Here is an 11,221-nt window from a genome sequence, read left to right as displayed (position 1 = left end):
GCTGATCAAAAAGTTAATAAAGATGAACTTAAGAATGCATTAGATGATGCCAAATCTAAAAACCCAGATGACTATACAAAAGACACTTGGGATAAACTTAAAGATGCATACGATGAAGCCAATAAAGTTTATGGTGATAAAGATGCAACTCAAAAAGAAGTAGATGATGCGACTAAGAAACTCAATGATGCTCTAGGCAAACTTGAAAAGAAACCATCTACTGAAAAACCAAGTAAACCATCTGATATAACTGTTAAACCAAATGATAAAGGTGGCTTTGACGTAGACGGTAAAGGTGAACCTGGAACTAATGTTGAAATAACAGATAAAAACGGTAACGTAATCGGAACTGGAACAGTAGATAAAGATGGAAACATCCATGTTGAAATTCCAAAAGATAAAGTTAAACCGGGTGATAAAATTGATGTAACTGTTACTGATGATAAAGGTAACAAATCTGATAAGACTGAAGTTACTGTTCCAAATAAAGATACTGAAAAACCATCTAAACCATCTGATATAACTGTTAAACCAAATGATAAAGGTGGCTTTGACGTAGACGGTAAGGGTGAACCTGGAACTAAGGTTGAGATTACTGATAAAGACGGTAACGTAATCGGAACTGGAACAGTAGATAAAGATGGAAACATCCATGTTGAAATTCCAAAAGATAAAGTTAAACCGGGCGATAAAATTGATGTAACTATCACTGATGATAAAGGTAACAAATCTGATAAGACTGAAGTTACTGTTCCAAACAAAGATACTGAAAAACCATCTAAACCATCTGATATAACTGTTAAACCAAATGATAAAGGTGGCTTCGACGTAGACGGTAAGGGTGAACCTGGAACTAATGTTGAAATAACAGATAAAGACGGTAACGTAATCGGAACTGGAACAGTAGATAAAGATGGAAACATCCATGTTGAAATTCCAAAGGATAAAGTTAAACCGGGTGATAAAATTGATGTAACTGTTACTGATGATAAAGATAACAAATCTGATAAGACTGAAGTTACTGTTCCAAATAAAGATACTGAAAAACCATCTAAACCAAGTGATGTTACTGTTGATACAAATAAAGATGGTGATTATGTAATTGGTGGTAAAACAGATCCAAATACTAAGGTTGAAATTACTGATAAAGATGGTAATGTAATTGGAACTGGAACATCAGATGATAAAGGTAACTTCGAAATTACTGTTCCAAAAGATAAAGTTAAACCAGGTGATAAGCTTGATGTAACTGTTACTGATAAAAATGGTAATAAATCTGATGGTACTCAAATTACTGTTCCAAACAAAAATACAGAAAAACCATCTAAACCAAGTGATGTTACTGTTAAACCAAATGATAAAGGTGGCTTTAACGTAGACGGTAAGGGTGAACCTGGAACTAAGGTTGAAATTACTGATAAAGACGGTAACGTAATCGGAACTGGAACAGTAGACAAAGATGGAAAATTCCATATTGAAATTCCAAAAGATAAAGTTAAACCAGGTGATAAACTTGATATAACTGTTACTGATAAAAATGGTAATAAATCTGATAAGACCGAAGTTACTGTTCCAAAAGACAAAGACAAAGACAAAGATTTAGACAAGAAGAAGAATGATGGTAAAAATATCATCGATAATCTTCCTAACCTAACTCCTAGTGAAAAAGAAGACTACAAGAAGAAGATTAATGGAGCGACATCTATAGATGCAATTAATAAGATTGTTAAAGATGCTCAAAAACTTAGCGATTCTAGATATAAGAAGGGTGGATCAAGCAATAATGGCGGATCTAACTCAAATAAATCTGGAAATAATAAGAAAAGCCTTCCAAGTACTGGTGAAGTTGCAGGATCAGCTGGATTAGTTGGTATTGCACTTGCAAGTATTGCAGGATTCTTGGGACTAGCAAGAAAGAAAAGGGAAGATGAAGAGTAAAATCTGATTCAATTCTTAAAAATAAAATTTAGTTAATAAGTGAATAATTATCATTAAAATGTTAAATTTTACTTTAACCAACACAAAATTTTGTGTTGGTTTTTTTATTTATCTTTAAATTTATTAATTTAAAGATAAAATTATATATACATATAAGAAAATATATTATATAATTATGGTAGGTAAGGAGAATTTTTCTCCTTTTCAAAAAAAATAAGATGGGGAACTCTAATGAAACTAACTGAAAAAAAACGTTACACAATGCACAAAAGTGGTAAAACTTGGGTTGTTTGTGCAGTTGCTATCCTTACTTTCCTAGGCCTACCTTCTATAGCTTTGGCTGAGACTTCTAGTCAACCAGATACTGGATCAACACTAACAAGTCAAAGTTCAGTTCCTAGTCAATCAACTTCGACTGAAACAGTTTCATCAACTGAGAAATTAACTGAAACTTCATTACCTAGTACAGATACAACTCCTGTACCTAGCACAGATGCAACTTCTGTGCCTAGTTCAACTGTAACTTCATCAACAACTCCTGTTGAACAATCGTCGACTGCTAGTTCAGCTTCTTCTGAAAGTGGTACAATTGTTGAGTCATCTTCAAGTACTGGTCCATCTAATAGCAGTACAGTATCTAGCTCAACTAAACCATTAGATGAAGATAGAGATCTAACTCCTGAAGAATTCAAAGATTTTAAGAAACAAATTGTTGATGGCATTAATACTTCAGCAACTTTAGATAAGAAAACAAAAAATAAGTTGATTTCAAAATTAAATTCAGCAAAAAATGAAGATCAACTTGCTGAAATTTTCAATGAATTCATCAAAGATGCAATAAAAAATTCTGATTATTTAACAGATGCAGATAAGAAAGAATTTATTAAGAAATACGACCAAGCTAAGGATGCTCTTGATATAGATAAAGTTATGGATGAGATGTCTAAACGTGAAGGTGTAAATTTTGTAAATAGTTTAGAAACATTAACGAAAGATCAAAAAAATAAAATCAAAGAGTCAATAAAAAATTCAAAAAACTCTCAAGAAATTGATAATATTATTTTAAATGCTTATAAATCAGAAGTAGAAAATTTTATTAATGAACTTGATACATTATCTAAGGAAGAAAAAAGCAAGTACATTAAAAAATTAAAATCAACTGGAACTATTGAAGATGCTGCGACAGTACTTTTAGATGCATTTTCAGATGATATAAGCAACGATTTAAATTCTCTTCCGAATTTAACTGAAAAAGAAAAAGATAAATTCTACGATAGAATTATGGATGCTAAAGATGACGATGCAATAAATAAAATTTTGCAAGAAGCATTTGATTTAAATAATTCACGTATAAAAGAAGATAAAAACAAACCTGAAAAGAAAGATAATATTAAAGGAATAAGTCAAGCAAATAAAGCTAAAGAAAAATCGCAAAAAGTACTTCCTAAGACTGGATCGGAATCGTCAGCACCAATGATTGCAGCTGGTATTACAATAATTGCTGCGGCTGCTATAATTGTAAGAAAAAAATTCTCTGCAAAATAATTTTCATATATAATTTTTAAATTATTTGAAATCCACTTCGGTGGATTTTTTCTATATATGTATATAAAAAGAAAGTCTAACGAATTTGCTAGACTTTCTTTTTATAATTATTAACCTTCAATTGGTGTGAAGCTGTCGATAACTTCACCAGCAATATTCCAGTATGTGTATTCATCTGGTGGTATAGGTAGAATCTTGTCATCATACTTTTTATTAAGAGAGCTTAATATCAGTTGATCATCGTCAACAAATGTCTGTTTGATAAAACTCTTTCCATCATAATCGACTATGTAAATTCCACCATCTGGTGCAGAGTAATTTTGTCGAACTAATACAACATCTCCGTCATGATAATTTGGCTCCATTGAATCACCTGATACATAAGTAGCAAAATCAAAATCTGGTAAATCTTCACGATCAGTATATACAGTATAAAACTCATTTTCATCGTAATTGTATCCAAAACCTGCAGCTGATTTAGCTATTGCATGTACTTCAGTAAGTGAAGGAAAGGCTACAACTTTATCATTTTTCGTTTCAGTAGAAGTTGATGCTTGATTTGTAAATGAGAGTTTTCTAATATTGTTATTCTTGGCAGTTTGAAGTTCAAACTGATCACGCGCATATTCTAAAACACGTTTTTGATAATCCTCAGTCAATTTTCCTGAAATATCTTGAATATCATTCAAGATTGATTTGAATTTATTTTCTTTAATTTCATAAGTATCAGAATTTTCACCACTTGCAAATCGTGGATCAATATCACCAATATCAACATTGAAATATTCAGCAAGTTTCTCCATATTTGAAGTAGTAGGAGAAGAAGTACCTTTAACATATCCTGTAAGAGTACTTTTAGGAATACCCGTGGCACGGTGGATATCAATTTGACGAAGTCCACCCCTATCAATTAATTTATTTATATTATCAGAGATTATTTGTCGATTCTTCACATCTTGGGGCGTCAATTCACCTCTAGCCATAATGCTCTCCATTCATTTTAATTCGTATCTTTATTACATTATATAGTATTTTCTGATATTTTTAAAGTGCTTACGTAAAAAAAGTTCGATTTTTTTAGTACAAAAAACTTGAAATTCATATTAATTCGTATTATAATATATTTATCAAGTAAGGAAGGGAGTGATAAGTGATTAACGCTTACCTACCTGAAGTCAAGAATGTCTGGAAGTTTTATCTCATATGGAGATAAAAATATATGCATAATACGTAGCGAAACTATCTCATTGAGTTTTTATTTTTAAATTATGGTACGATTTAAAACGTATATACGATTATTCAATCTTAGCTGCACATTCTTAATTTATTTATTGAAAGAGGTATTATATCATGGCAGATTTATTTGGAACTTTAATTGTATTACTATCCTTCTTCTTATTTGCTGTTTTCTTTTCATGGTTAGAAGTATGTCGTGAAGAAGAAAAAAAAGCAAAAAGAGAAGCATACCTAGAATCATACGCAAGTGAAGTATTTGAAAATACGGAACACGTTTACTATTAATTAATGGATTAAACTTTTATTGGCCTATAAAAGAAATCATATATATTAAAATACTTGAGCCTTCGAAGTCAGCCCAAGTATTTTTTTGTATATTTTTATTGTTCATCAATCCAAGGTGTCTTAGGATCACCACTCCAAAGTTCGCGAGAGCGATATAGATTTGTCCATGATCCTGTTGAAAGATCATCGGGGTTTATACTAAGTCGCTCAGATATTTCTTCTTTCAATGTATCAGCATCCAAAGGTGTTTTAAATTGATAGTAGTAAGTTCTTCCTTTATTACCTGTTGTAACCAATACCCATTGGCCAAGATCATCTAATTTAGAAAAATCAGGTGCAGATTCTTGGTTAGAAACTTTAAGATTAACATTAAATAATTTTTTATTAAAATTTTTCATCTCTAAATCCTTCTTTTCTTCGATATTTTCATTTTCATTACCAACAGAAGTAGTATCTTCTACATCATTCTTCGCAATATTGTGTAACATCTCCATAAAATTTGCTTGCTCTTCTACCAGCATCCAACCTTTTTCTGTAAGTGCATATTCCTTACGAGTACCGACTTCAGAAGCTAGATATATATAACCATTTTTTTCAAGATCCGAAATTGTACGGTACATTGTAGCAGGACCAATAGTTATCAATCCGTTTGTTGCTTCCTCCACATATTTCATGATTTCGTAACCATGAGATTGATGGCGAAGACAGAGCATTATCAAGTAACTCGAGTAGTTAAGTGGGATATTTATATTATCTTTTTTAGTCATTATTAACCTCCTATTTTAGAAAAATAAACCGAGCCAACCTATTGGTGCCAATCCAAAGTTGTCAATAATTTTAATATTATCTTTATCAGTATTAAGCATAGTTGATAAATCTTCGATAATATCAGTAATTGAATAGTTTGATTTTAGATTATAGTAGTATGTATTTTCATTTTCTTTATGTGTAAATCTAGTCCAAGTACCTAAATAAGCGAAGTCATGCATATCTGGAACAGTACTTGGATTTTTTATTGTAACGAGTAAAGTTGGTTGCCAGTTTCCAGAGTAATCCCCCGTTTTATTTTGTAGTTCATGTTTTCTTTTGAAAAATTTGAACCAAATATACATCCACAAAATATAATAGATTACTAATGTGGGTATTAAAAAGAATGCCATCGAACTCAAAGCATTAGTTGAGGCATTTTCAGGTGAAATTTTCATTAGCTTCATAAAATGTTTTGCAACTAATAGCCCCCATATAACAACACTTATAACTAAAATCCAGTTGATAAGAGTGATAAAATTTTTAATATATCTTTTAACATATTTAAGATCCATCTGAATTGAGTCATCACTAATTTTTATCTCATTCTTATCTTTCTTATTTTTTGCATAGGAGTAAGAAATAAAGTATTTAGTTAACCACAATTTATTTTGAAAAGAGAATATGATTCCGTAGTCAGATAAATCATAGTTATCAATATCTGGTGTCTTTTGATCAGAATATTCAAGAATCAAATCGTGATGTTGATTGTCTTTAGCTTTTGTAAAATTATAGAAAACACAGTGTTTTCCAGTTAATAAATAGCCATTATCCATCATGCTAAGCAAAAAATCTTTTTCTTTATTGCTACCTGGATTATGTAATCTTAATTTAGTTTTTTTCATAATAATCACCTTCCTGTTATGAGTGAAATTTTTTGTTTTCCTTTACATGATTATAATATATCCATTTCAGATATATGTCAAGAGATTATATCTAAAATGGATATAATTTATATATTTATATATCATAAATATTTTGATATACTATAGATATAAAAAAAGAAAGAGATTATGAATATGAAAAAGAATTTTAGTGTTTTATTATTACTTACTGCGTGCTTTTCTTTAACTGTTGCCTGTTCGAAGCAAGAAAGCAAAAGTAGTGATACCAGTACTACTCAATCTCAAAGTGAATCTCTTTCAGCTTCCTTTAGTAGCAGTAGCAAAGAAGAAGTTGAAAAAAGTAATTTTATTGATTCAGTAAAAACATATTATGGAAAACCGGGAGTTGATAATTTCTATATTACTGGAGAAGTAAAAGTTAATAAAGATTCAGAAATTAAGCCTGGAATCTATGATTTAGTAATAGAACAAGGCAGGGGTAATGTAATGAGTACTCAATCTATAATTAGTGAAAATTATGTTGCAGCTAGTGCTGGAAATAGTGAAGATAATGAAGAAACACTTTCCAAAATAAGGATGTTTTTAACTCAAGATGAAATATTAAAATTTTCAAATATTTCCAAAGCTAGCTTGAAACAGGTAAATTTACCAGAAAAACCATCTGATGAGTTAGGGACAGGGGACTGGATTGTTGGAATTGATATTGCACCAGGAACCTACAAATTATCTTCCAATTATGATGTTAATGCAAATAAGGATGGTCAATTTTATCCTAGAATGGAATTTAAAATTATTCAATTTTCAGAAGATGGTAAAAAAGAGAAAATAGCTAATGATAATAAATATAATCACGATAATAGTGATGTTCTTGTTAAATTACAGGATAATCAAATTATTCAAATTATTGCTGATTCATATGGACAATACAATGGTGTCAAACCAGATGATATGAAATTAAAATTTAACAAAGTAAATTAATGAAAAACAAAATGAATCTTTACAGGATAAGTAAGTATTAGTATTACGATTTTGTAAAGATTTTTTCTATAATATTTATTCAGCTGCTAATTTTTTGCATATTTATTTTAAATAAAAGAAGCTAGAATTCGAAAAACCAGTTATAATATTATTAATAACTAGTGGAGGAAAATATTAATGAAGAAAAATTGGAAAAAAATTGCTGTGAGTGGCCTGATTATATTGGCTATGGTAGGTCTTACTGGCTGTTCAACAGTACGAAACTTCTTTAAGGATGCGACTGAGAGTTTTGTAGGTTTGACTATGTCTATTAGAACTTACGATGAGCAAGCGCAAATCATTGATCAAATTGAAGGTAAATCTGTTTCTGTATCACGCGATACTCGTTTTGATAGCCAAAGTAACGACGGTACTTCTAATAAGGACTCTAAAGTTCTTAAGGTTTCAGTTGGTGGTAAGGAAATGATCCACGTTGGAAGTAGCTTGATTGCGCAAGAAAAAGGAATGGTCAACTATTTTGATGACTATTCAAAAACAGTAAATCTTGAAAATTACGACCGATCTACACCAATCGTAAACAATGTTATTAACTCTGTTAAAAATGAATGGAGTCCATCTAGTAAGGTTCTTCTAATTAGAAGTCAACAAGGTTATCCTCTTGCAACCTATATTGGAAACAGAGTGAATGTGGAAGCAAGTGATGTACCAAGCTCAACATCATTCTTAATCGATGGCAAGCGTTTATTCGTTTATCGTTGTGATTACACTGTATATGATATGAGCTTGTTTAAATAGGCATAAGCCACTGGTTTCAGTGGTTTTAATTTTAGGAGTATTTTATGAAAAACTATTTTAATTTTTTAGTTTCTAATGTAAAAAGTGATTTTACTTCTTACAATAAACTGCTATTTTTTCTTTTATTACTTTCCGTACTAGCAGGAATTTTGAGGAATAATTTACCTTTATTTTTACTTATTACATTTGTATTTTGTCCCGTTATCTATTTAATTTACACTTATTTTCTTTATAAAAAGCAAAAGAAGTGAATTCATATAGGGAAATAAAGAGCTTAATGCTATAATAGTAGATGAATTATTAATTTATGGGAGATGAAAATTATTATGCGTTTAACAATTCTTGAAACAAGTGATATGCACGGCTATATTATGCCGACAAACTATACTGAGCGTGATATGAACGAGGATTTTGGTACTGCCAAACTTGCGACTAAACTCATTGCTGAAAGAGAAGATGCTGCTAAATATGGGCCGATTCTACAGATTGAAAATGGTGACTTTATTCAAGGCTCTCCTTTAGCATATTATGCTGCCAAGCAGGTTGATGGAAAAGGAGTTCGTAATCTAACTGATATTGTAAATTCTATGAATTACGACTTAGGAATTCTTGGAAATCATGAGTTTAATTATGGTAGTAAGTATCTTGACTCAGCAATTGCTGCTTACAATCATCCAATTCTTGCGGCAAATATTTTGGATGAAGATGGAAATCTTTATTATGGAAAAGCCTATGAGATTTTTGAAAAAGATGGTTTGAAAGTTGGAGTTTTAGGACTTACAACTCAATATATCCCACACTGGGAAAACCCTGAACACATTAAAGGGATGGTCTTTGCATCATGTCTTGAAACTGCCAAAAAATATGTTCCAATTATTCGTCAAGAAGCTGATGTGGTAGTAGTCTCTTATCATGGTGGATTCGAGCGTGATTTGGTGACGGGTGAACCGACAGAACTTTTGACTGGAGAAAATGAAGGATATCAAATTCTTGAAGAAGTAGAAGGAATTGATGCTTTCGTAACCGGGCACCAACATCGTGAAATTGCAATAAAAATTAACGGCGTACCAGTTATTCAACCAGGATATCGTGCAGCTAATATTGGGAAAATACAATTGGAGTTAGATCAAGTTGATGGTAAATACCAAGTAACTTCATCAAATGCTGAGTTGGTACCAACAGGAGATGCTGCTCCTGATGAAGAAATTCAAAGTCAGCTTAATGATTTAAATATTGAACTTGAAGCATGGTTGGATAATCCAATGGGTAAGGTTGAAGGTGATATGACAATCACTAATCCAATGGCCGCAAGACTAAAAGAACATCCTTATATTGAATTTGTAAATAAGGTTCAAATGGATGCGACAGGTGCTAAGATTTCAGGAACTTCATTATTTAATAATGATGGTAAGGGATTTGGAAGCACAATCACGATGCGTGACATCATTACAAATTATATTTACCCTAATACTCTTGCGGTATTAAAAGTAAGTGGTAAGGACTTGCGTGATGCGTTAGAAAGAACTGCAAACTATTTGGCTCTTGATGAAAATGGTGAAATTATCTTTAATCCTGAATTCGTCGACCCTAAACCTCAATACTATAATTATGATATGTATCAAGGTATCGATTATACACTTGATTTATCTAAACCAGTCGGTGAGCGTGTTACTCGTTTGAAATTTGAAGGCAAAGATATTGAAGATACAGATGAATTAGAGATTGCAGTAAATCAATACCGTGCTGTGGGTGGAGGAAACTATGAAATGTTTTCTGCTGAGAAGATTGTTAAAGAAGTGCAAATTGACATGATGGAACTTATCGCTGACTATTTACAAAAGAATCCATTGATTGAAGCCAGTGTTGATAATAATTTTGAGATTTTGAAATAGATTTATAGAAAAAGGAATTTTATGTCAAAAATAGATGGCTACTTTGATAGTGCAAAAAAATGGAATTTCGTCTTGATTTTTGCTGAATTTTTATCGGTTTTTGCAGCAGTTTTAGTTTTTGTTATTTCTTTTTTGTCAGATGAGGGTGTTCCATATTCTTCACGTGTACTAGAAATAACATTTGGAGTTATTATACCAACCATAATATCCATTATATTTCTTGTATTGTTTATTAAAAATTCAACAAAACTTAAAAACCATCTCATACCGACATCAATTACATATTATCTACAAATTATTTGGACAATAATTCATTTATTAATTTATATCATTATCTTAGGTACTATAGGCTATGGAACTATACTGTGGTCTATATTGCGAGTTATTTCTTCTTATAATGTGATAAGAAAATGTTCAAAAATTATAAATGAGTAAAAAAAATAATAGAATAATAATGGATTTTATTTTTACTAATATATGATATAATTAATTTGTCTTGTAAGAGTTTACAAATTAATAAGAAAGGTATCAAGATATGAATAAAGAAAAAAAACGATTATTATTTTTAGGGGTGTTTTTGGCAATTGCTAGTATAAATATATCGGCTTACGCTCAAGAAAGCACGTCAAGTAGTTCGAATATGGATTTGAATAGCAGCGAGGTTGCTTCAAATAGTTTTCCTTCTTCTGTGACGGATTCCTTAAATAAAGATTCTGTTGATTCAGAACCAACGTATTCTGATGACTCAAAGAATGATAAGAATGAAACCTCAACTTCTTCATCTAGTTCAGCTGATAATGATTCTGCAAAAAGCCAACTTTCGAATATTAATACCGAGAGGACGCTCGATTCGATAAATCTATCAAAAAAACAAATATCAACAAAACAAGAAATTAAATT

10 protein-coding genes and 1 pseudogene are annotated in these 11,221 nt (G+C 30.9%); 8 read left to right on the top strand and 3 right to left on the bottom strand.

Translation table 11 applies throughout. The annotated features are described in order from the left end of the window. Both BG262_RS03155 and BG262_RS03150 read left to right on the top strand, forming a co-directional pair. Positions 1–1,938: Ig-like domain-containing protein (locus BG262_RS03155; protein ID WP_143602644.1), on the top strand; the 1,938-nt coding region annotated here is incomplete at its 5' end. Positions 1,939–2,169: 231 nt separating this feature from the next. Beyond that, positions 2,170–3,483 (top strand): LPXTG cell wall anchor domain-containing protein, encoded by a 1,314-nt coding sequence (locus BG262_RS03150; RefSeq protein WP_070787451.1) that lies wholly within the window; start codon positions 2,170–2,172, stop codon positions 3,481–3,483. A gap of 110 nt (positions 3,484–3,593) precedes the next feature. Here BG262_RS03150 and BG262_RS03145 read toward each other — a convergent pair whose 3' ends face one another. Continuing rightward, positions 3,594–4,466 (bottom strand): LexA family transcriptional regulator, encoded by an 873-nt coding sequence (locus BG262_RS03145; protein ID WP_070787450.1) that lies wholly within the window; start codon positions 4,464–4,466, stop codon positions 3,594–3,596. Between the two features lie 367 nt (positions 4,467–4,833). Here BG262_RS03145 and BG262_RS10695 point away from each other — a divergent pair, with 367 nt between their 5' ends. After that, the gene (locus BG262_RS10695; RefSeq protein WP_158006634.1) at positions 4,834–5,004 is read left to right on the top strand and encodes a hypothetical protein; all 171 of its coding nucleotides are present in this window, start codon (positions 4,834–4,836) and stop codon (positions 5,002–5,004) included. A 95-nt stretch (positions 5,005–5,099) separates the two neighbouring features. Here BG262_RS10695 and BG262_RS03140 read toward each other — a convergent pair whose 3' ends face one another. Together BG262_RS03140 and BG262_RS03135 are read right to left on the bottom strand one after the other, a co-directional pair. After that, positions 5,100–5,771, bottom strand: a complete 672-nt coding sequence (locus tag BG262_RS03140; RefSeq protein ID WP_070787449.1) for a PadR family transcriptional regulator — start codon at positions 5,769–5,771, stop codon at positions 5,100–5,102. Between the two features lie 15 nt (positions 5,772–5,786). Continuing rightward, entirely contained in the window at positions 5,787–6,656 is an 870-nt protein-coding gene (locus BG262_RS03135) for a hypothetical protein (protein ID WP_070787448.1), read from the bottom strand. 174 nt (positions 6,657–6,830) lie between these two features. Here BG262_RS03135 and BG262_RS03130 point away from each other — a divergent pair, with 174 nt between their 5' ends. From BG262_RS03130 to BG262_RS03110, 5 genes and pseudogenes are all read left to right on the top strand, one after another. Beyond that, positions 6,831–7,634: a hypothetical protein gene (locus tag BG262_RS03130; RefSeq protein ID WP_070787447.1), complete on the top strand. Its 804-nt coding sequence runs from the start codon at positions 6,831–6,833 to the stop codon at positions 7,632–7,634. 177 nt (positions 7,635–7,811) lie between these two features. Next, complete coding sequence (locus tag BG262_RS03125; RefSeq protein WP_070787446.1) at positions 7,812–8,429, top strand: DUF5052 family protein; 618 nt, start codon at positions 7,812–7,814, stop codon at positions 8,427–8,429. A 326-nt stretch (positions 8,430–8,755) separates the two neighbouring features. After that, positions 8,756–10,321, top strand: coding sequence for a bifunctional metallophosphatase/5'-nucleotidase (locus BG262_RS03115; protein ID WP_070787444.1), 1,566 nt, complete (start codon positions 8,756–8,758; stop codon positions 10,319–10,321). A gap of 21 nt (positions 10,322–10,342) precedes the next feature. Continuing rightward, positions 10,343–10,756, top strand: coding sequence for a hypothetical protein (locus BG262_RS10690; RefSeq protein WP_158006633.1), 414 nt, complete (start codon positions 10,343–10,345; stop codon positions 10,754–10,756). Positions 10,757–10,898: 142 nt separating this feature from the next. Next, positions 10,899–11,221, top strand: a pseudogene (locus tag BG262_RS03110) (hypothetical protein); the annotation flags it as partial.

The organism is Floricoccus penangensis, from assembly GCF_001832885.1.
Taxonomy (GTDB): domain Bacteria; phylum Bacillota; class Bacilli; order Lactobacillales; family Streptococcaceae; genus Floricoccus; species Floricoccus penangensis.
Note: the sequence above shows the minus strand (reverse complement) of the source record. Positions and strands in the feature narration are given on the sequence as shown.